16 protein-coding genes are annotated in these 20679 nt (G+C 64.3%); 11 read left to right on the forward strand and 5 right to left on the reverse strand.

The annotated features are described in order from the left end of the window. From FCK22_RS05225 to FCK22_RS05235, 3 genes are read right to left on the reverse strand one after another with little or no spacing between them, the layout of a single operon-like run. On the reverse strand, positions 1–1056 hold the full coding sequence (locus tag FCK22_RS05225; RefSeq protein ID WP_067267767.1) for a saccharopine dehydrogenase: 1056 nt from the start codon (positions 1054–1056) through the stop codon (positions 1–3). Next, positions 1053–1676 (reverse strand): glutathione S-transferase family protein, encoded by a 624-nt coding sequence (locus FCK22_RS05230; protein WP_067267765.1) that lies wholly within the window; start codon positions 1674–1676, stop codon positions 1053–1055. Before FCK22_RS05230 ends, FCK22_RS05225 begins: the two co-directional genes overlap by 4 nt. A 25-nt stretch (positions 1677–1701) precedes the next feature. Next, on the reverse strand, positions 1702–2352 hold the full coding sequence (locus tag FCK22_RS05235; protein WP_067267764.1) for a histidine phosphatase family protein: 651 nt from the start codon (positions 2350–2352) through the stop codon (positions 1702–1704). Between the two features lie 173 nt (positions 2353–2525). On the opposite strand from FCK22_RS05235, the gene fdhF reads away from it, so the two are divergent. Both fdhF and FCK22_RS05245 read left to right on the forward strand, forming a co-directional pair. After that, entirely contained in the window at positions 2526–5291 is a 2766-nt protein-coding gene (fdhF, locus tag FCK22_RS05240; protein ID WP_067267762.1) for a formate dehydrogenase subunit alpha, read from the forward strand. Between the two features lie 15 nt (positions 5292–5306). After that, positions 5307–6500 carry a Zn-dependent hydrolase gene (locus FCK22_RS05245; RefSeq protein ID WP_067267760.1) on the forward strand — a complete coding sequence of 398 codons (1194 nt, stop codon included), beginning with the start codon at positions 5307–5309 and terminating at the stop codon, positions 6498–6500. Positions 6501–6506: 6 nt separating this feature from the next. Here FCK22_RS05245 and FCK22_RS05250 read toward each other — a convergent pair whose 3' ends face one another. Both FCK22_RS05250 and FCK22_RS05255 read right to left on the reverse strand, forming a co-directional pair. Next, on the reverse strand, positions 6507–7223 hold the full coding sequence (locus tag FCK22_RS05250) for a response regulator transcription factor (protein ID WP_067267759.1): 717 nt from the start codon (positions 7221–7223) through the stop codon (positions 6507–6509). Beyond that, a complete protein-coding gene (locus FCK22_RS05255; protein ID WP_067267757.1) occupies positions 7220–9130 on the reverse strand; it encodes a PAS-domain containing protein in 1911 nt (636 codons plus the stop codon). The genes FCK22_RS05250 and FCK22_RS05255 overlap by 4 nt, the downstream gene beginning before the upstream one ends. 127 nt (positions 9131–9257) lie before the next feature. On the opposite strand from FCK22_RS05255, the gene FCK22_RS05260 reads away from it, so the two are divergent. The 9 genes from FCK22_RS05260 to FCK22_RS05300 all read left to right on the forward strand — a co-directional run bounded on the left by FCK22_RS05260 (position 9258) and on the right by FCK22_RS05300 (position 20276). Continuing rightward, positions 9258–9680, forward strand: a complete 423-nt coding sequence (locus FCK22_RS05260; RefSeq protein WP_067267755.1) for a cytochrome c — start codon at positions 9258–9260, stop codon at positions 9678–9680. A gap of 159 nt (positions 9681–9839) precedes the next feature. After that, positions 9840–11810 (forward strand): AMP-binding protein, encoded by a 1971-nt coding sequence (locus FCK22_RS05265; protein ID WP_067267753.1) that lies wholly within the window; start codon positions 9840–9842, stop codon positions 11808–11810. 50 nt (positions 11811–11860) lie between these two features. Beyond that, positions 11861–12682: an ABC transporter ATP-binding protein gene (locus FCK22_RS05270; protein ID WP_136720272.1), complete on the forward strand. Its 822-nt coding sequence runs from the start codon at positions 11861–11863 to the stop codon at positions 12680–12682. A 56-nt stretch (positions 12683–12738) separates the two neighbouring features. After that, positions 12739–13728: a branched-chain amino acid ABC transporter permease gene (locus tag FCK22_RS05275; RefSeq protein WP_067267752.1), complete on the forward strand. Its 990-nt coding sequence runs from the start codon at positions 12739–12741 to the stop codon at positions 13726–13728. Between the two features lie 159 nt (positions 13729–13887). Continuing rightward, entirely contained in the window at positions 13888–14964 is a 1077-nt protein-coding gene (locus tag FCK22_RS05280) for a branched-chain amino acid ABC transporter permease (protein WP_067267750.1), read from the forward strand. Between the two features lie 82 nt (positions 14965–15046). After that, a complete protein-coding gene (locus tag FCK22_RS05285) occupies positions 15047–16327 on the forward strand; it encodes an ABC transporter substrate-binding protein (protein WP_067267748.1) in 1281 nt (426 codons plus the stop codon). A gap of 67 nt (positions 16328–16394) precedes the next feature. Further along, positions 16395–17231 (forward strand): ABC transporter ATP-binding protein, encoded by an 837-nt coding sequence (locus tag FCK22_RS05290; protein ID WP_067267747.1) that lies wholly within the window; start codon positions 16395–16397, stop codon positions 17229–17231. A gap of 93 nt (positions 17232–17324) precedes the next feature. Continuing rightward, positions 17325–18551, forward strand: a complete 1227-nt coding sequence (locus tag FCK22_RS05295) for an AMP-binding protein (RefSeq protein ID WP_067267745.1) — start codon at positions 17325–17327, stop codon at positions 18549–18551. 54 nt (positions 18552–18605) lie between these two features. After that, on the forward strand, positions 18606–20276 hold the full coding sequence (locus tag FCK22_RS05300) for an iron ABC transporter permease (RefSeq protein ID WP_136720266.1): 1671 nt from the start codon (positions 18606–18608) through the stop codon (positions 20274–20276). Positions 20277–20679 lie beyond the last annotated feature (403 nt).

The following is a 20679-nucleotide window of genomic DNA, read 5'->3' on the forward strand; positions in this document are numbered from 1 at the left end:
TCAGACCTCGGCGACATGCTGAGTGAACAGATCTCGCGCACGTTGCCAGACGGCATGATCCGTCTTTGGCAGCGCCTGTAGGGTCGGCAGCAACTGGCCCGCGAAATCCTCTGAGCTTTCGCGCGGCAGCATGGATGGCAGGTTGTCGATGGCCATGACATCCAGCGGCGGGGCGTCATGTACGCGCAGCGCTGGCTCCGCCCAAGTGGTCGCGCGGTCATAGACCTGCACCGGATTGAAGGCGCTGTCGGGGTCGCAGGCGATGTCGCCGATCACGCGCAGGGCGCGCTCGGCCTGAGGGGCATCGGGGCGGATAAAGGCGGGGGTGTCTGGCCCTGCGAGGATGCAGTTGAAGAAATAGGCGTGGTCGAGGATCTCGGGGAAGGGCCCGCCGTGGGCCGTCTCTGCCATGTCCCAACCGGTGACGGGGATGCCAAGTGCCGCGCAAAGATCGCTCGCCCCACGGCCCACCCGGCCTAAGGCCCCGATGACAAGCGCGCGGTCGCCGCTCGCGTCAACTTGGGCAAGCTCTTCGGTCAATGCGGCTTTCAGCGCTTCGGCGTTAGCGTAGGGCGCAACCGGGCCGCAGGTCTCTCCGCGCAGCTGCGCGATGCGGCATTTGACCGAGACGGCCGCTCCCGCGAAACCGGCCCAATAGCCAAAGGCGGCAACGCGGCGGCCAGTGTCATCGGTCAGGTACTCCAAATCCAGCAGCGTGCCGCCGCCCGCCTTGAACCGCTCCAGCAGTTTGCGGCCCGAGGATTGGCCCTTGTAGGCATGGCCGAACATGATGTGCGTATGCGGCAGGGGCGTGCCGTCTTCGGGCAGTTCCTTTAGGCCAAAGATCACCGCATCGCGCGGGGCGTCTGGCCAGCTATGGGCCGGAACGATCTCACAGCCCGCCTGCGCATAGGCGGCGGTGGGGATTACGCGGCTGTCGCTGTCTTCGACGCTCACCTTCATGCCGGGTGCGATCAGCGCGGCGGCCCCTTCGGGCGTCAGCCCCGTGCGGGTCTCATTGTCGCGCTGCTCGGCGCGGAGCCATAGGTGGGTCATGCCAAGAATCCTTTCGCGCGCATGGTCTTGACGCTGTCGCGGTCTTCCATCCGGGCGGCGAAGGCGTCGAGCCGTGGGTAGGCCGCACGGTCGACCCCGTCACCGGCCAGCCACCCCGAGACGACAAAGAGATAGGGATCGGCCAGCGACAGGGCATCGCCCGCCACGAAGTCACCCCTAAAGGCGTGGTTCTCGATATAGGCGGCGCAATCGGCCATGGTCTGCGGCACCTTGGCTTTCATATCGTCAAAGCTGGATTGCTGATCGGCCCAGCGGTGGCCGCGCATTTTATGCGCGTGGGCCACATGCATGGTCGAGGCGAGGTAGTACATTACCCCGCGCATATGGGCTGCGTGTTCAGGGTCGGCAGGGACCAGCCCCGCATCGGGCGCGCGGGCGGCGACATAGTCCAAAAGCGCGCCGGTCTCGGTCAGGGCGCTGCCCGCTTCGGTCACGAGGGTCGGCACCCGGCCCTTGGGGTTCAGCGCCAGATAGGGTGCTGCGGTCTGTTCGGCGCTGGCGAAATCGACCTTCACCGGCTCATAGGCCAGCCCCGCTTCTTCGAGGGCGATGGCAACGGCGACCGAGATCGTGCCGGGGGCGTAGTGAAGTTTCAGCATGGGTCAGCCTTTCGCGGGCGAGGGGTTACATATGCGTTTGTGCAAGGCGGCGGTCGGGCCGGTCAAGATGCGGCACGGCGTTGAACAGCACCGGCGACCAATGCCCGCCGATGGGAAAGAGCCGGTGCATCGACGTATGCATGATCGCCAGCGCCAGCCGCGCCATCGCCGGAATCCCCACGCCCATCGCCTGCGCCATCGCCAGAGAGATCAACCCGCCCGAGGTCACCACCAGCGCCGGGCCTTCGCCCTCGGCGATCTCGGCGAGGACGGATTGCACCCGCGTCTCGAAACTTTCATAGGTTTCTGGCGTATCGGCAAGCTTGCCCGCTTTCCAATAGTCAAAGACCTGCGGCAGGTGGTGCACGAACTCACCCTCGCGGGGGAAGGGCACCTTGTGCTGCTGCTCCATTAGATTGGCGAGGGTGAAATACGCCAGCTCGTTCAACCGTGCGTCGCGGATCGGCTCCAGCCCGGTGTTCATCCCCTCCGCCGTTTCGATATGACGGGTCAACGTGCCGGTATAGAGCCTTGTGTGGTAGGTCTCGCTCTGGCGCAGATGGTCGCCCAGCCACGCGGCTTGCTCATGGCCAAGCGGGCTGAGTTGGTCATAGCTCAGCTCGTCCTTGGCGGTGGAATTGGCTTGGCCGTGGCGGATCAGGGTAATGTGGGACATCAAATGGCTTTCACTGTTCGCCCAAGTGATAGGGCAGCTTGTCGGGCCATACAATGCAATGCGCCGCAATGCACTGGCGCGGCGTTTATCCGTGACGGGGTGTCGGGATTGGCCCCTGACAAGCGCCGGATTTTGCCTATAGTTTGGGCAATAGCCAAGGGGAGGGGGCAGCCATGGCCGAGAGGATCACATTCACGCTTGATGGGCAGACCGTCGAGGCCGAGGCCGGCATGACCATTTGGGAAGTGGCCAACGGTCGGGGTTTGAAAATCCCGCATCTGTGCCATAAACCCGCCCCCGGCTACCGCCCCGATGGCAATTGCCGCGCCTGTATGGTTGAGATCGAGGGTGAGCGCGTGCTGGCGGCGTCCTGCATCCGCGAACCTGCCGAGGGGATGGTCGTCACCACCAACAACGCGCGGGCCGAGAATGCCCGCAAGATGGTGATGGAACTGCTGCTGGCCGACCAACCCGCGCAGGACGTGGCGCATGACAAGTCGAGCCACATGCGCGAAATGGCGGCGCTGAATGGCGTAGAGGAAAGCCGTTTTCCGAAGTTGGAGCGTGACCGCGTGCCGCTTTTGGACGACAGCCATGTGGCGATGCGGGTCAATCTCGACGCCTGTATCCAGTGCAACCTTTGCGTTCGCGCTTGCCGTGAGGTGCAGGTCAACGACGTGATCGGCATGGCGGGACGCGGCCATGACGCCTATCCGGTCTTCGACATCGACGATCCCATGGGTGCCTCGACCTGCGTGGCCTGCGGCGAATGCGTGCAGGCCTGTCCCACCGGCGCGCTGATGCCCGCAAGCGTGGTCGACGAGGGGCAGGTCGGTGACTCTGCCGACTTTGACAAGGAGGTCGCCAGCGTCTGCCCCTTCTGCGGCGTCGGCTGCCAGATCTCGCTCAAGGTGAAGGACAACAAGGTCAAATATGTCGAAGGGATCAACGGCCCAGCGAACGAGGGACGGCTCTGCGTCAAGGGGCGCTTTGGTTTTGATTACATCCACCACGACCACCGCCTGATCAAGCCGCTGATCCGCCGCGACGACGCGCCCGCCAAGGGGCTGAACGTCGACCCCGGCAACTGGGGCGAGGTGTTCCGCGAGGCGACCTGGGACGAGGCGCTCGATTTTGCCGCCAAGGGCCTGAAAGGGCGCGGGCGCGAAGTGGCGGGTTTCGGCAGCGCCAAATGCACCAATGAGGAAGCCTATCTGTTCCAGAAGATGATCCGGCAGGGGTTTGGTCACAACAACGTCGATCACTGCACGCGGCTGTGCCATGCCTCCTCGGTCGCGGCGCTGATGGAGAATGTCGGGAGCGGCGCGGTCACCGCCACCTTCAACGAGATCGAGAATGCCGATGTGGCCATCGTGATCGGTGCCAACCCGGTGGAGAACCACCCCGTCGCTGCGACCTATTTCAAGCAGTTCACCAAACGCGGCGGCAAGCTCATCGTCATGGACCCGCGCGGGCAGGGCCTGCGCCGGTTTGCGTCGCATATGCTGCAATTCCGCCCCGGTACCGACGTGGCGATGCTGAACGCGATCATGCATGTGATCGTGGAGGAAGGTCTTTACGACGAACAATACATCAAAGCCTATACCGAGAACTGGGAGGCCGAGAAGGCGCATCTGAAGGTCTTCCCGCCCGAGGCCATGGCCGCCGTCTGCGGCATTGAGGCCGAGGTGCTGCGCGACGTGGCGCGGACCTTCGCCGGGGCCAAAGCGGGGATGATCTTCTGGGGCATGGGGGTGAGCCAGCACATCCACGGCACCGACAATTCGCGCTGCCTGATTTCGCTGGCGCTGATGACAGGCCATGTCGGCCGCCCCGGCACCGGGCTGCACCCCCTGCGCGGGCAGAACAACGTGCAGGGCGCCTCGGACGCGGGCCTCATCCCGATGTTCCTGCCCGACTACCAGCCCGTCGGCGACGACGGCGTGCGCTCGGCTTTCACGGAGGTTTGGGGCTCGGATGATTTCAGCGCCGAGAAGGGGCTGACGGTGACCGAGATCATGGACGCGGTGCACGAGGGCGAAATCAAGGCGATGTATGTGCTGGGCGAGAACCCGGCGATGTCGGACCCGGATGTCGATCACGCCCGCGCGGCGCTCGCGAAGCTCGACCATCTCGTGGTGCAGGATATCTTCCTGACGGAGACCGCGAATTATGCCGACGTGATCCTGCCCGCCTCTGCCTTTGCCGAGAAGTCCGGCACGGTGACCAACACCAACCGGCAGGTGCAGATGGGCCGCCCGGCGGTGACGCCGCCCGGAGAAGCGCGCGAGGATTGGTGGATCGAGGTGGAACTGGCCAAGCGGCTGGGGCTGGGCTGGAACTACACAAGCCCGGCGGAGGTCTTTGCCGAGATGAAGCGCAACATGGCCTCGCTCGACAATATCACATGGAACCGGCTGGCGCAGGAGAATGCGGTGACCTACCCGTCGCTCAGCGAAAACGATCCCGGGCAGGCCATTGTCTTTAGCGACGGGTTCCCCCGGCCCGAAGGCCGCGCCAAATTCACCCCCGCCGCGATCGTGGCCCCGGATGACGCGCCCGATGACGCCTATCCGATGATCCTGACCACTGGGCGGCAGTTAGAGCATTGGCACACCGGCTCGATGACCCGGCGCTCCAAGGTGCTCGACGGACTGGAGCCGGAGGCGAATTGCTCGCTCCACCCCTCGACCCTGCGCCGCCTTGGCGTGCCCCCGGGGGAGCATGTGCGGCTGTCGACCAAACGCGGCAGTATCGAGATCATGGCCCGCGCGGATCGCGCCGTGGCGCCCGACATGGTTTTCCTGCCCTTCGCCTATGTCGAATCGGCGGCGAATATCCTGACAAATCCAGCGGTTGACCCCTATGGCAAGATCCCGGAGTTTAAGTTCTCTGCCGTCAGGGTGGAGGCGGCGAAAGGGGCCGTCGCCGCCGAGTAAGGAAAGTTTGGAAGAATGAAGATTGATGCCGCCCGATTTTTGAAAGACCTGCACGACCTGCGCGCCATTGGCGCTGCGGGTGTGGGCAAGGGCGTGGTGCGCCCGGCCTATTCCGCCGCCGATGTGGAAGCGCGCGAATGGCTTGCCGGGCGGATGCGCGATGCGGGGCTGAAGGTCGAGGTCGATGCCATGGGCAACCTCTTTGGGCTTGCTGACGGCCCGTCGATCCTGTTGGGGTCGCATTCCGACAGCCAGCCTGAGGGTGGCTGGCTTGATGGGGCCTTGGGCGTGATCGCCGCGCTTGAAGTCGCCCGCGCGGCGGGTGAGGCCGGAGGGCCTGCGGTCTCGGTCGTGTCCTTTCAGGACGAAGAGGGGCGCTTTGGCGTGACCACCGGGTCGACGGTCTGGTCCGGCGCTTTGGATCAGGCCAAAGCCGATGGCTTTACGGATGACGCCGGGGTCAGCTTGGCCGAGGCGCGCCGCGCGATGGCGGATATGGTCACCGGCCCCGTCGATCCCGCGCAGTTCACCGGCTATATCGAGTTGCACATCGAACAAGGGCCGACGCTGGATGACAGTGGTGAGCAGATCGGCGTGGTCAGCGACATCGTCGGCATTCGCGATATGAAGGTGATCTTCGAGGGCCAGCAGAACCACGCGGGCACCACGCCGATGGCGGTGCGGCGCGATGCTTTTCAGGCGGTGTCGGAATTCAACAGTCTACTCAACGACCGGCTGCGCAATGTGGTGACGCCGAGCACCGTCTGGACCATCGGCCATGTCAGCCTGCACCCCAATGCCTCGTCCATCGTGCCGGGCAAGGCGGTGTTTTCCATGCAATGGCGCGACGGCGATAGCGACCGTCTGGGGCGGATGGAGAAGATCATCCGCGAAACCGCGCAAGAGGTGGCCGAGACACGCGGGATGGAGTTGTCCTTTGGCCCGATGCTGGGGCTGGAGCCGGTTGCCATGGAAGCGCGGCTGCGCGATGCGCTGGCGAAGGCGGCTGAAGCGGTGGCGCCCGGAAAATGGCGCAAGATGCCCTCGGGTGCCCTGCATGACGCGACCAATGTGGCGCGGCTGATGCCGGTGGCGATGCTTTTCGCGCCGTCGATCGGCGGGATCAGCCATGCCTTCGAAGAAGACACGGATGAGGCCGATTTGGTCGCGGCAGTCGAGGTGTTGGGGCGGGCGGTGGCGGCGCTCTAAACGCGCTCAGTCCCAGTCCACATCGCCGAGGAAGATATAGCCCGCGCCGTAGATCGTCTTGATCAACTGCGGGTTCTTCGGGTCTTCGCCAAGCTTCGTGCGCAGCCGCGAGATGCGCACGTCCATCGCCCTGTCGAAGCTTTCCGAGGCGACGCCGCCGAGGCTTTCTTGCATTTGCGCGCGGCTGATCAGGCGTTTCGGCGCGTCGAGGAAGAGCCGCAGCACCTCGCCCTCGGCATGGGAAAAAGTCACTTCGGCGCCCGAGGCGTCCTGCAAGACATAGCGGTCGAAATGCGCGGTCCAGCCGTTGAACCGCGCCGTGGTGCCGGCCTGCGGCGTCGGCTTGGCGCTGCGCAGGCGGGCGCGGATGCGGGCCACGACCTCGGCCGGGTCGAAGGGTTTGATGATGTAGTCGTCGGCGCCAAGCTCCAGCCCCGTGACCCGATCCTGCACCTGCGCGCGGCCCGAGATGATGATCACGATGGCACCCTGCTCCAGCGCCAGACGGTGCACCAGTGTCAGCCCGTCGGTGTCAGGCAGCGACAGATCGACGAGGCAGACATCCGGCGTATGGCTCGCCAATGCGGCCTCAAAGGCCCGCGCGCGGCCAAAGCTGAGCGTGTCGAAGCCCGCTTCCTCCAGCGTGTCCGACAGCATCTGCCGGATCTCCGGTTCGTCGTCGAGGATGGTGACCAGCGGGCGCGGGGCGGTATCACGGCTCATGGGGCGGTGGCTTTCAATGGGGCGATCAACGCTTGCAGATCGTCTTTTTCAAAGGGTTTGCGCAGCACCGGCGCGAGGGTCTGGGCCTCGACAAAAAGCGGGTGATCGGGGGGCAGGGAGGTCATCAGCAAAAGCGGCAGGCTGCTGCCGACGCGGCGGGCAAGGTCGATCCCGGTGCCCTCGCCCGAAAGCTGGATGTCCGACAGCACCAGCGCGATGTCGGGCAGATCGGCGATGAGGGCGGTGGCCTCATCCGCGCTGGTGGCCTCGATCACCGAATGGCCCTGATCCATCAGCATGTCGCGCACCACGGCGCGGATATCGGTGGTGTCCTCGACCAGCAGCACCAGCCCGGTGGTGGCGGGCACGGCGGCGCGGTAGGGCAGGCGCAGGCTGATCTGCGCGCCGCCCTCGGGCGCATTGCTCAGCCGCAGGTCGCCACCTGAGGATTTGGTCATGTCATAGACCATTGACAGGCCCAGCCCTGACCCCTCGCTGCCCTTGGTGGTAAAGAACGGCTCGACCCCACGCTCCAGCGCCGAGGGCGCAAAGCCCGGCCCGGTGTCGTGGATCACCCATTCGATCCATGTGTCATGCACCAGCCGTTGGGTCAGCGTGATCGTGCCCCGCGCGCCGCAGGCGTCGCGGGCGTTGAGGATGAGGTTCAACAGCGCATCCTGCACCCGGCCTTTGTCGAGTAGCACCGCGCCCTCGGGCGCGTCATTGCGCACCACCAGCGCGCATTTCGGCGGCAGGGTGGGGGCGGCGAGGGTCGAAAGCTCACTCAGCAACGCGGCGGGGTCGGTGGCCGCGGGGCGCAGGGCGCGGGGTTCGGTCACATCAGCGATGGAGCTGAGCAGCGTGCCGCCCCGCCGTGCGGCGGCCAAGGTGCCTTCGACCAATTCACCCGCTTGTGGCGGCATGTCGGGCAGCCGGGCGAGTTTCGATTGCATCCCGAGGATGATCGTCAAAAGGTTCGAGAAGTCATGCGCCAGCCCAGAGATCATCCGCGAGGCCAACTCGCGTTTCAGCGTCTGTTGCAGGGCGACGCGGGTCTGGGTCTCTTCGGTGATGTCCATCGACAGGATATAGACCCCGCCGCGCCCGTCTGGGGTAAAGGCACCGCGGATGCGGCGGGCGGATTCGTCATGGGTGAATTCGATCACCGCCGGGCTGCCCGCATAGGCTTGGGTCAGCGCGGGTTTGATCCGCGCATAGGCCGCCGCCCCAAGCGCGTCACTGATATGCAGCCCGTAGATGTTGCTGGGCCGCCCCGGCATCACGCTGGAGAGGCGGCGGTTGGAGTAGATATAATGCCCGCTCGCGTCGACATGGGCGATATGGGCGGGCATCATTTCGGTCGTGAGCCGGGTGCGGGCCTCACTTTCGGTGACCTGTCGCTTGGCTTCCTCCAGCGCGGTGATCGTCGCCTCCAACTGGCGGTTCGTGGCGGCGAGTTGTTCGGCATGGGACAGCAGTTGATCGCTCAGCGCGTCCGACCGTGCGCGCAACAGCGCCTCTTGCCGCTTGGTGTTGGTGATATCGGTATAGACGGTGACCCAGCCGCCTTGGGGCAGGGGCGAGCCTTCGACGCTGATGGTGCGCCCGTTCGAGCGGGTCCGCTCCATGTAATGCGGCACGAAGGCGCGGGCCTGTTCCACCCGTTCGGCGACGAAAGCGTCGACATCCCCCACCTCGCCATACTCGCCGGTGCCAGCCAGATGACGGATCGTATCCTCAAAGGGCGCGCCGGGGGTCACCAGCCGATCCGGCAGGTCGAACATGGATTGAAACGGGGCGTTGCAGACCGCGAGCCGAAGGTCGCTGTCATAGATGGTCAGCGCCTGAGCGATCAGGTTCAGACCGGCATTGGTCAGCGCTTTGGTTTGGTCGTCGGTGATCTGCATCGGCATCCTTTCGCATAGGGCTAGCACCGCGCGGGCGAAAGGCAAAGAGCCGCGCGTAAATCGCGCTTGACCTTCTTGCGCTGGAGGCCCCGAGAAGCGCGCCGAATGGAAATCTGAAAGGCAGAGCATGAACAAGAAAATCGGAGCAGGCGCAGCGGCGGCACTGGTCTTGGCAGGCGGGTATATCTGGTGGCAGAGCGAAGAGACTCCGGCCCCCACTGCCAGCGGCGCGGCCATGGTGAAGGTCACCGTGCCAGAGAGCCTGAGCGGACCCGCGCAGATCGGCGCACGGGCGTTCGAGGCAAAATGCGCCGCCTGCCACGGGGTCAACGCCGCCGGGCGCGAGGGGGTTGGTCCGCCGCTGATCCATAAGATTTATGAGCCCAGCCACCACGGCGATGCATCCTTCATGGTCGCGGCCACCAATGGCGTGCGCCAGCATCACTGGTCTTTCGGCAATATGCCTCCGGTCGAAGGGATTACCCCGGCAGAGGTGAAATCCATCGTGACCTATGTGCGCGAAGTGCAGCGCGCCAATGGGATCGACTAGCGGAAAATGGGCCGCGGGGGTGCTGTAACAATTCGTTAGAATTCGGAAAAGATCAGGAAAAAGTTGACCTCCACAAAAAAGAGAACGTCACTTGTGGGATCATAGAATCGCACAAGCGATCGAACCCGCCGGGGAGGGCGGGCATGGGAGGAAGACAATTTGGCCAAGCCGCTGACGCGTGCCGACGGACCTCAGTCCGTGCCGGCGCTGTTGCACCGCAACGCAAGTGAATTCGCAAACGCCCCCGCTTACCGGGAGAAGGAATACGGGATCTGGCAGAGCTGGACCTGGTCGCAGACCCGCGACGAGGTCGAGGCGCTGGCGCTCGGGTTTCTTGAGCTGGGGCTGAACGAGGGCGATTTCGTCGCCATCATCGGGCGCAACCGTCCCTATCTCTACTGGGCGATGATGGCAGCCCAAATGGCCGGTGCCGTGCCAGTGCCGCTCTATCAGGACGCCAATGCCGAAGAGATGGCCTATGTCATGGGCCACTGCGGCGCGCGCCTTGCCGTGGTCGGCGATCAGGAGCAGGTCGACAAGATTATTGAGGTGCAGGACCAGCTGCCCGACTTCGAGCGGATGATCTACCTCGACCCGCGCGGCCTGCGCAAATACGACCATTCCAAGCTCGACCAATATACCGCCGTGCAGGAGATGGGCCGCGCCAACCGCGAGAAACATATCGCCGAGTTGGAGGCGCGTCAGGCCAAGCTGGATTACGATTCCACCGGCGTGATGCTCTATACCTCGGGCACCACCGGCAAGCCCAAGGGCGTGGTGCTGAGCAACCGCAACGTGATCGAGACGGCGAAGTCGTCGTCGGAGTTCGACGACCTCAAGCGCAATGACGAGATCCTCGCCTATCTGCCGATGGCATGGGTGGGGGACTTCATCTTCTCCGTAGGTCAGGCGCTTTGGACCGGCTTCTGCACCAACTGCCCCGAAAGCGCCGACACGATGCATGTCGACCTGCGCGAGATTGGGCCGACCTATTACTTCGCCCCGCCGCGCGTGTTCGAGACGCAGCTCACCTCCGTCATGATCCGCATGGAGGACGCGAGCCGGTTCAAGAAGTGGCTCTTCGACACTTTCATGGCCCATGCCCGCAAGGTCGGCCCTGCCATTCTGGACGGCAAGAAAGTGTCCGCTTGGGACCGCGCGAAATACGCACTGGGCGAGTTGATGATCTATGGCCCGCTGAAGAACACCCTCGGCTTTAGCCGCGTGCGCGTGGGCTATACCGCCGGTGAGGCGATCGGCCCGGAGATCTTCGATTTCTACCGCTCGCTCGGCATCAACTTGAAGCAGCTCTACGGCCAGACCGAGGCAACGGTGTTCATCACCGCGCAGCCCGATGGCGAGGTGCGCAGCGATACCGTGGGCGTGACCTGCCCGGGCGTGGAGTTGAAAATCGCTGACAATGGCGAGGTCTTCTACCGCTCGCCGGGCGTTTTCGTGGAATACTACAAGAACCCCGAAAGCACCGCCGACACCAAGGACCCGGAAGGCTGGGTCGCCACCGGCGACGCGGGCTTCATCGAGGAAAGCTCGGGCCATCTGCGCATCATCGACCGCGCCAAGGACGTAGGCCAGATGGCCGACGGCAGCCTCTTCGCGCCGAAATACGTGGAGAACAAGCTCAAGTTCTTCCCCAACATCCTCGAGGCCGTGGTCTTCGGCAACCAGCGCACCGAATGCACCGCCTTCATCAACATCGACCTGACGGCGGTGGGCAACTGGGCCGAGCGCAACAACATCGGCTACGCCTCCTATCAGGAACTGGCGCGGCATCCGCAGGTGATGGACACGATCCAGTCCCATGTGGAGGAGGTGAACCGCTCGGTCGCCGAGGACGAGATGCTTTCGGGCTGTCAGGTGCACCGCTTCGTGGTGCTGCACAAGGAACTCGACGCCGACGATGGCGAGCTGACCCGCACCCGCAAGGTGCGCCGCAAGATCATCGAGGAGAAATACGCCGACATCATCGCCGCTCTCTATGACGGCTCCGACAAGGTCAGCACCGAGACGGAAGTGACCTACGAGGACGGCCGCAAGGGCTCGATCAAGGCGACGCTCGAAATCCGCGAGGCCGCGGTGCAGCCGGTCAGCCGCCGGATGGCAGCGGAATGAGCGCGGCCAGCGTCAGTGCCGGGCAGGCGGGAACTATGGAAAGGGACAGCGTGAAAGATCAGGCTGACAGCTATGTCACCGACGACGGCCGCACCATGGCCGGCCCGACGGTGATGGAGATGAAGAACATCACCCTGCGCTTCGGCGGCGTGGAGGCGATCAAGGATATTTCCTTCGACATCCGCGAGGGCGAAATCCGCGCGATCATCGGGCCGAACGGGGCGGGCAAGTCCTCGATGCTGAACGTGATCAGCGGCTTCTACGTGCCCCAAGAGGGCGAGGTCTGGTACAAGGGCGCCAAGCGGCCCCCGATGAAACCCTATCAGGTGGCCCAGCAGGGCATCGCCCGGACCTTCCAGAACATCGCGCTTTTCGAGGGCATGTCGGTGCTCGACAACGTGATGACGGGGCGTCTGACGCAGATGAAGACCGGGATGCTGGCGCAGTCCTTCTGGAAAGGCCCGGCCGAGCGTGAAGAGATTGAGAACCGCGAGATCGCCGAAAAGGTCATCGACTTCCTTGAGATTCAGGCGATCCGCAAGACACCCGTGGCGCGTCTGCCCTACGGTCTGAAGAAACGGGTCGAGCTGGCCCGCGCGCTGGCCGCCGAGCCGACGATCCTGCTGTTGGACGAGCCGATGGCGGGCATGAACGTCGAAGAGAAAGAGGACATGAGCCGCTTCATCCTCGACGTGAACGACGAGTTCGGCACCACCATCGCGCTGATCGAACATGACATGGGCGTGGTCATGGACCTGTCCGACCGCGTGGTCGTGATGGATTACGGCCGCAAGATCGGCGACGGCTCGCCCGACGAGGTGCGCAACAACCAAGAGGTGATCGACGCCTATCTGGGGGTGGCCCATGACTGAGGCCCGTTTGATCACCCGCAACGACACTGCCGTTCTGACTTTGGGGAGGGCCAATGATGCCTGAGCAACTGGCGTTTACGATCGAGGTCTTTCTCAACGGGCTGATGGCCGGGGTGCTTTACGCGCTCGTGGCGCTCGGCTTCGTGCTGATCTACAAGGCTTCGGGCATCTTCAACTACGCCCAAGGCGTCATGGCGCTGTTCGCCGCGCTGACGCTGGTGGGCGTGATGGAAGGGCAGGTGCCTTTCGGCCATTTGATCAACGCGATCCTTGGCACCGAGGTGCATCACTTCGGCTGGCACATTCCGGCGTTCCTTGCCATCGTGCTGACGATGGTCGTGATGATCGTGCTGGCCTATTGCGTGCAGCGCTTCGTCTTCCGCTACCTCGTGGGGCAAGAGCCGATCATCCTCTTCATGGCGACCATCGGTCTGGCCTATTTCCTCGAAGGGGTGGGCGACCTGATGTGGGGGTCCGAGATCAAGACGCTCGACGTCGGCCTGCCGCAGGGCATCAACGTCTGGATCGACGAATTCACCTATAACGCCACCGGCTACGGCTTCTTCATCGACAACCTCGATATCGTGGCTTCCATCGTCGCGGCGGTGCTCGTGATCGGGCTGGTGATGTTCGCACAATACACCAAGCAGGGCCGCGCCATGCGCGCCGTGGCGGACGACCACCAAGCCGCGCTTTCGGTCGGTGTCTCGCTGAACTTCATCTGGATCCTGGTCTGGTCGCTCGCGGGTTTCGTGGCATTGGTCGCGGGCATCATGTGGGGGGCCAAGTCGGGCGTGCAGTTCTCGCTCTCGCTTATCGCGCTGAAGGCGCTGCCGGTGCTGATGCTGGGCGGCTTCACCTCGATCCCCGGCGCCATCGTCGGCGGGCTGATCATCGGCGTGGGCGAGAAGCTCTTCGAGTTCCTCATCGGCGCCCCCTTCCTTGGCGGCGCGACCGAGAACTGGTTCGCCTATATGCTGGCGCTGGTCTTCCTTGTCTTCCGCCCGCAGGGCCTGTTCGGGGAGAAGATCATTGAACGGGTTTGATACAGGCTACCCGGAAACTGTCCGGGGGACAGTTTCGCCTGTTCAAAGGGCGAAGCCCCGGATTGATAACGGCTTGGTGCGCGGCACGCGCGCACCCTATCGCAGGGCATTGCAGGCAAGCGCAGTGCAAATGACTACCGCAGAAGGGAAAGCAGTCTAATGTTCTATCGTGAAGCGGGCGATTTCAACACATCCTACGCCCAGGACCAGCAGACCTTCCCGATCCGGTTCGACCGGTACCGCTACTATCTGGTGCTGTTCATCGCGGTCTTTGTCGTGCCCTTCGTGGTCAACGACTACTGGGTGAACTCGCTGTTCCTGCCCTTCCTGATCTACGCCATCGCGGCGATCGGGCTGAACATCCTCGTGGGTTATTGCGGGCAGGTGAGCCTCGGCACCGGGGGCTTCATGGCGGTGGGGGCCTACGCCTGTTACAAGCTGATGACGGCCATGCCCGAGGTCAGCATGTTCATCCACATCCTGCTGGCGGGCGGCATCACCGCGGCGGTGGGCGCGCTCTTCGGCCTGCCGTCCTTGCGGATCAAGGGCTTTTACCTTGCCGTGGCCACGCTGGCGGCGCAGTTCTTCCTCGTGTGGCTGTTCAACCGGGTGCCGTGGTTCTACAACTACTCCGCCTCTGGCCAGATTAGCGCGCCCGAGCGGGACACCTTCGGCATCCTGATCACCGGCCCCAATACCGAAGCCTGGGCGACCTATATGTTCTGCCTGATCTTCACTGTGGGCTCGGCGCTGGTGGCACGCAACCTGACGCGCGGCTCGGTGGGCCGTAAGTGGATGGCCATCCGCGACATGGACATCGCCGCCGAGATCATCGGGGTGAACCCGCTGCGCGCCAAGCTCACGGCCTTTGCGGTCAGCTCCTTCTTCATCGGCATCTCCGGCGCGTTGTTCTTCTCGATCTACCTCGGCGCGGTGGAAGTGGGCGAAGCCTTTGGCATCAACAAATCGTTCCTCGTGCTCTTCATGATCATCATCGGGGGCTTGGGCAGCATCTTCGGCAGCTTCGCCGGGGCGGCGTTCCTTGTACTGTTGCCTGTCTTGCTCAAGATCGTCGGCGTGGACTGGCTGGGCTGGCCCACGGATATCGTGGCGCATTTGCAGCTGGTGATCGTGGGCGGGCTGATCGTGGTCTTCCTGATCGCAGAGCCGCACGGGCTGGCGCAGCTGTGGCGCGTGGCCAAGGAAAAACTGAGATTGTGGCCCTTCCCGCACTAAGCGGGAGCCATGAAAAGCGAGGCCGGAGGGAGGAAACCCGGCCCAAACACCCAAGTCGGACAATCCAAGGGAGGAAACACCGATGAAATACAAACTGGGAACACTGGCCGTAGCTGGCCTGATGGCCGCAAGCCCTGTGATGGCGGACCTTGTCTTTCCGTCGCTGAGCTATCGCACCGGGCCCTATGCCGCGGGCGGCATCCCCTTCGCCGACGGCTATGCCGATTACTTCACCCTGCTCAACGAGCGTGACGGCGGCATCGGTGGCGAGCCTATCCGCGTCCCGGAATGCGAGACTGCCTATAACACCGAGAAGGGCGTGGAATGCTACGAATCCACCAAAGGTGAAGGCGCGTTGGTGTACCAGCCGCTCTCGACCGGCATTACCTACCAGTTGATCCCCAAGGTCACCGCCGATGACATCTCGATGCTGACCTCCGGTCTGGGCCGTACCTCGGCCAAGAACGGCAATGTCTTCAGCCATGTCTTCAACTTCCCGGCCAACTATTGGGATGGCGCCTCGGTCGCGGTGAAACACATCATGGAGCAGGAGGGCGGCAGCCTTGAGGGCAAGAAGATCGCGCTGGTCTACCACAACTCTGCCTATGGCAAGGAGCCGATCCGCACCCTGCAGGAACTGAGCAAGAAACATGGTTTCGAGCTGAAGGAAGTGCCCGTCGACCACCCCGGTCAGGAGCAGAAATCACAGTGGCTGCAAATCCGCCGTGACAAGCCCGACTATGTGATCATGTACGGTTGGGGCGTGATGAACCAAGTTGCCGTTCAGGAAGCCGCCAACATCCGCTTCCCGATGGACAAGTTCATCGGCATCTGGTGGTCCGGCTCCGAGAACGACGTGCTGGCCGCGGGCGCCAAGGCCGATGGCTACAAGGCGCTGACCTTCCACAACGTCGGCTCCGACTATCCGCTCTATGACGACCTTCAGAAATACGTTGTCGACGCGGGCAAAGCCGCGGGCGCGGGCGATCAGGTCGGCTCCGTTCTGTACAACCGTGGCATCTACGCCGCGATGCTGGTGGCCGAGGCCGCGCGCACTGCGCAGGAGATTCACGGCGTGACCGACATCACCAGCGGCCAAATGCGCGACGGGATGGAGCAGCTCGAGATCACCGAAGAGAAGATGGCGGCGCTTGGCCTGCCGGACTTCGGACCTGAGTTCAGCGTCACTTGTGAGAACCACGGCGGCGAAGGCTTCGTGGCCGTGACCCAGTGGGATGCCGAGGCCAAGGAATGGAACCTCGTGTCGGACTTCATGCAGTCCGATCAGGACGTGATCCAGCCGCTGATCGATGCCGACAGCTCGGCCTATGCCGAGGAAAACGCCATCGAGGGCAACTGCTAAGAACCCTGCTCCCGGCCACCTTGCGGGTGGCCGGGGACATCTTCGAACCCCAAGAAAGGTCATGCCCATGCTGGATGCCGCCAACACCAATGACGTCGCAGTCGACAACCTGCTCGAGGTCAACAATATCGAGGTGATCTACAACCACGTCATCCTCGTGCTGAAGGGCGTCAGCCTGAATGTGCCCAAGGGCGGCATCACCGCGCTTCTGGGCGGCAACGGCGCGGGCAAGACAACGACGCTCAAGGCGATCTCGGGGCTGCTGGCCTCGGAACGTGGCGAGGTCACCAAGGGCTCGATCAAGTACCGCGGCGGCGCGATCCAGCATCAGGACCCCGCCGAGATCGTGAAACAGGGGGTCGTGCAGGTCATGGAAGGCCGGCACTGTTTTGAGCACCTCACCATCGAGGAAAACCTGCTCACCGGCGCCTATACGCGCAGCGACGGCAATGCCGCGATCCAGCAGGACCTTGAGATGGTCTATAACTATTTCCCCCGTCTGAAGGAGCGCCGCCGCTCACAGGCCGGATATACCTCGGGCGGCGAGCAGCAGATGTGCGCCATCGGCCGCGCGCTGATGTCGCGGCCCGAGACGATCCTTCTGGACGAGCCGTCGATGGGTCTGGCCCCGCAGCTGGTAGAGCAGATCTTCGAGATCGTGAAATCGGTCAACGAACAGGAGGGCGTGACCTTCCTGCTGGCCGAGCAGAACACCAACGTCGCCCTGCGTTTCGCGCATTACGGCTACATCCTCGAATCCGGGCGCGTGGTGATGGACGGTCCCGCCAAAGACCTGCGCGAGAACCAGGACGTGAAAGAATTCTACCTCGGCATGTCCGACGAAGGCCGCAAAAGCTTCCGCGACGTGCGCAGCTACCGCCGCCGCAAGCGCTGGCTCAGCTAAGCCGGCCCGCCCGGACCCGAAGGAAAGACTTAAGATGAGATCTGAGCGGGCCTATGCCCTCTCCAGTGATGCCATAGCAGGAAAGTGACAGGGATGCTGACCAAGCCCCATTTCGACGATCTGGAAACCCGCAGCGCCGACCAACGGGCGGCCGATTTGGCGCAGGCCTTGCCGCAGCAGATCGCCCGCGCGCAGGGCTTGGCGGGCTATGGCGACACGCTCAAAGGGGTGGATGCCGCGCAGATCACCTCCGCCGAAGCGCTGGCCGATCTGCCGGTTTTGCGCAAATCCGAACTGGGCAAGGCGCAGGCCGGCCAGCCGCCCTTCGGTGGCTTCACCACCAAGCCGGTGCATGACTTCTCCCATGTCTTCCAGTCGCCCGGTCCGATTTATGAGCCTTCGAGCAACGATCCCGACTGGTGGCGCATGGGGCGGTTCCTGCATGCCGCCGGGATCGGCGCGGGCGACGTGGTGCACAATTGCTTTGGCTACCACCTGACCCCCGCGGGCATGATCTTTGAAAGCGGCGCACGCGCCGTTGGCGCCACGGTGCTGCCCGCCGGCACCGGCCAGACCGAGCTTCAGGTCACCGCCGCCCGCGACGTGGGCTCCACCGCCTATGCCGGCACGCCGGATTACCTGAAGGTGATTCTCGAAAAGGCCGATGTCATGGGGGTGAAGCTGAACATCACCAAGGCGGCGGTCGGCGGCGGGGCGCTCTTTCCCAGCCTGCGCGCCTTCTACCAGGAGCGCGGCATCACTTGCCTGCAATCCTACGCCACCGCTGACCTGGGCAATATCGCCTATGAAAGCCCGGCGATGGAGGGGCTCATCGTCGACGAGCAGGTCATCGTCGAGATCGTCACCCCCGGCACCGGCATCCCGGTCGCCCCGGGCGAGGTCGGTGAGGTGGTGGTCACCACGCTCAACCCCGATTACCCGCTTATCCGTTTCGCCACCGGCGATCTCAGCGCCGTGCTGGAGGGCGAAAGCCCCTGTGGGCGCACGAATATGCGCATCAAGGGCTGGATGGGCCGCGCCGACCAGACCACCAAGATCAAGGGCATGTTTGTCCGGCCCGAGCAGGTCGCGGCGCTGGTCGCGCAGCACGACGAGATCGAGAAGGCCCGCGTCATCGCCAGCCGCGAAGGCGAGGCCGATGTCATGACGGTGCAGATCGAGACCGCCGGAGAGGATAAGGACGCTTATGCCCAATCCGTGGCCGATCTGCTCAAGCTCAAGGGCCGTGTCGAACTGGTCGCCCCCGGCAGCCTGCCGCGCGACGGGCTGGTGATCGAGGATACCCGCAGCTACGACTGAGGCGCGGCGTCGCGCCCTCTGGCATTTCCGAGTGAAATCGTCGAAATAGGGCGCATGACGCTGAACCCCGCCTCCACCGAGACGCCCCACCTGCGCCGCGCCCGTGACGGGCTGCGCGCGCTATCGGGCGTTGCCCTGACCGTGGCCCTCTTCTGCGCGCTGCCGATGCTGGCGGTGCTGATCGCCGCCCTCAGCGGCGGGACGGAGACGGTGCAGCACCTGATCGACACGGTGCTAGGGCGCTACACGGTGACGACGCTTCTCTTGGTGCTGCTGGTCTCTCTGGGCACCTTCGCCATCGGTGTGGGGGCCGCGTGGCTGGTCACGATGACGCGTTTTCCGGGGGCGAAGTTTCTAGAGATTGCGCTGGTGCTGCCGCTGGCCTTCCCGGCCTATGTGCTGGCCTATGCCTATACCCATGTGCTGGACCATCCCGGCATCGTGCAGACGGTGCTGCGCGACGTCACCGGCTGGGGGCCGCGCGATTACTGGTTCCCTGAGATCCGCTCGCTCGGCGGGGCCGCCGCGATGCTGGTGCTGGTGCTCTATCCCTATGTTTATCTGCTGGCGCGCGCGGCCTTCCTGCAGCAGAGCGGGACGACCTTTCTGGCCGCCCGCGCGCTCGGCTCCAGCGCATGGGCCGCGTTTTTCAAGGTCAGCCTGCCGCTGGCCCGACCCGCCATTGCGGGCGGCGTGCTCTTGGCGGTGATGGAGACCATCGCCGATTTCGGCACCGTGGCCTATTTCGGCGTGCAGACCTTCGCCACCGGTATCTACACCAGCTGGTTTTCCATGTTCGACCGCGCGGCAGCGGCGCAATTGGCGCTCTGCCTGTTGAGCTTCGCCCTGCTGCTGGCGATGCTGGAACGGGCGCAGCGCGGCAAGGCCAAGTATCACGACCCCGCGCGCCGGACCCAGTCCGCGCCGCCGGCCGAGTTGAAGGGCTGGCAGGCCGCGGCGGCGATCGTGCTTTGCGGGGTGCCGGTGCTGTTTGGGGCGGTGCTGCCGGTGGTAATCCTCGTGACCATGGGGCTCGACAGTGAGCAAAGCCTGTTCAGCCCGCGCTACCTTGGTTTCATGCGCAATTCGGTGACGCTTGCGGGGGTCGCGGCGGTGCTCACGGTGCTGGCGGCGATCAGCGTGGGGTTCTACCGGCGGCTGCGCCCGGGGCGGGTCTCGCAGGGCGCGGCCTATGTGGCGCGGCTTGGCTACGCGGTGCCGGGCGGGGTGATCGCGGTGGGTCTGCTGGTGCCTTTCGCGGCCTTCGACAACGCGCTCGACGCTTGGATGCGTGAGACCTTCGATATCTCCACCGGCCTTCTGATTACCGGGTCGATCTGGCTGCTGGTGCTGGCCTATCTGGTGCGCTTTCTGGCCGCGGCGCTTGGCGCCTACGAGGGCGGGCAGTCCATGGTGCATGCCAATATGGATGCCGCCGCACGCTCGCTGGGGCAGACGCCTCTGGGTACGTTGCGCCGGGTGCATCTGCCGATCCTCGCGCCCAGCCTGCTGACCGCGCTGCTGATCGTCTTCGTCGATGTGATGAAGGAACTGCCCGCGACGCTGATCATGCGGCCGTTCAATTATGACACGCTTGCGGTGCAGGCGTATCGGTTGGCGAGTGATGAGCGGTTGAACGGGGCCGCGGTGCCGAGCCTCGTGATCGTGGCGATGGGGTTGCTGCCGGTGATCCTGATCTGCCGACAGGTGGGGCGGCAGCGGTAGTTCCCGAGGGCCAGCGCCTGCCCGTGGGGTGGCGATCCTAACGTGGCTTCGTGCCACTTTACGATGCCGCTTTGGCGTGACTTCGATGACTTCCACCCAGCCTCACCAAATCGCCTCCCCGTCGCACCAAAGGTGCGCCGTTATTGATCGGCACGCCTTTGGCGTGACGGGACGGGCAGGCGATGGCCCGGCGCCTGCGGCTTGACTCCGGGCCGTCTGGCGATGAGGGCAGCGCCCTCCCTGGGGGGCGATGATCGGCCTGCTTTCTGCAATGCCATTGCCAAAGGCGCAGGCGCTGCGTCATGGGCCTGCGTTGCAAAATCGCCCTCCGGGGGGAGGGAGGGCGATGCCCGCCGTGGCGCCGGGCAGGGCGTTTGGAGGCAGCACAACACATAAAAAAGGC

The sequence above is a fragment of the Sulfitobacter sp. 15WGC genome, assembly GCF_005068605.1.
Lineage (GTDB): Bacteria > Pseudomonadota > Alphaproteobacteria > Rhodobacterales > Rhodobacteraceae > Sulfitobacter > Sulfitobacter faviae.

Coding starts and splice junctions, on each gene's coding strand:
- FCK22_RS05255 (WP_067267757.1), bottom strand. CDS start 9,130: ATGCAGATCACCGACGACCAAACCAAAGCGCTGACCAATGCCGGTCTG.
- FCK22_RS05275 (WP_067267752.1), top strand. CDS start 12,739: ATGCCTGAGCAACTGGCGTTTACGATCGAGGTCTTTCTCAACGGGCTG.
- FCK22_RS05280 (WP_067267750.1), top strand. CDS start 13,888: ATGTTCTATCGTGAAGCGGGCGATTTCAACACATCCTACGCCCAGGAC.
- FCK22_RS05300 (WP_136720266.1), top strand. CDS start 18,606: ATGACGCTGAACCCCGCCTCCACCGAGACGCCCCACCTGCGCCGCGCC.
- FCK22_RS05285 (WP_067267748.1), top strand. CDS start 15,047: ATGAAATACAAACTGGGAACACTGGCCGTAGCTGGCCTGATGGCCGCA.
- FCK22_RS05225 (WP_067267767.1), bottom strand. CDS start 1,056: ATGACCCACCTATGGCTCCGCGCCGAGCAGCGCGACAATGAGACCCGC.
- FCK22_RS05245 (WP_067267760.1), top strand. CDS start 5,307: ATGAAGATTGATGCCGCCCGATTTTTGAAAGACCTGCACGACCTGCGC.
- FCK22_RS05235 (WP_067267764.1), bottom strand. CDS start 2,352: ATGTCCCACATTACCCTGATCCGCCACGGCCAAGCCAATTCCACCGCC.
- FCK22_RS05260 (WP_067267755.1), top strand. CDS start 9,258: ATGAACAAGAAAATCGGAGCAGGCGCAGCGGCGGCACTGGTCTTGGCA.
- FCK22_RS05290 (WP_067267747.1), top strand. CDS start 16,395: ATGCTGGATGCCGCCAACACCAATGACGTCGCAGTCGACAACCTGCTC.
- fdhF (WP_067267762.1), top strand. CDS start 2,526: ATGGCCGAGAGGATCACATTCACGCTTGATGGGCAGACCGTCGAGGCC.
- FCK22_RS05295 (WP_067267745.1), top strand. CDS start 17,325: ATGCTGACCAAGCCCCATTTCGACGATCTGGAAACCCGCAGCGCCGAC.
- FCK22_RS05250 (WP_067267759.1), bottom strand. CDS start 7,223: ATGAGCCGTGATACCGCCCCGCGCCCGCTGGTCACCATCCTCGACGAC.
- FCK22_RS05230 (WP_067267765.1), bottom strand. CDS start 1,676: ATGCTGAAACTTCACTACGCCCCCGGCACGATCTCGGTCGCCGTTGCC.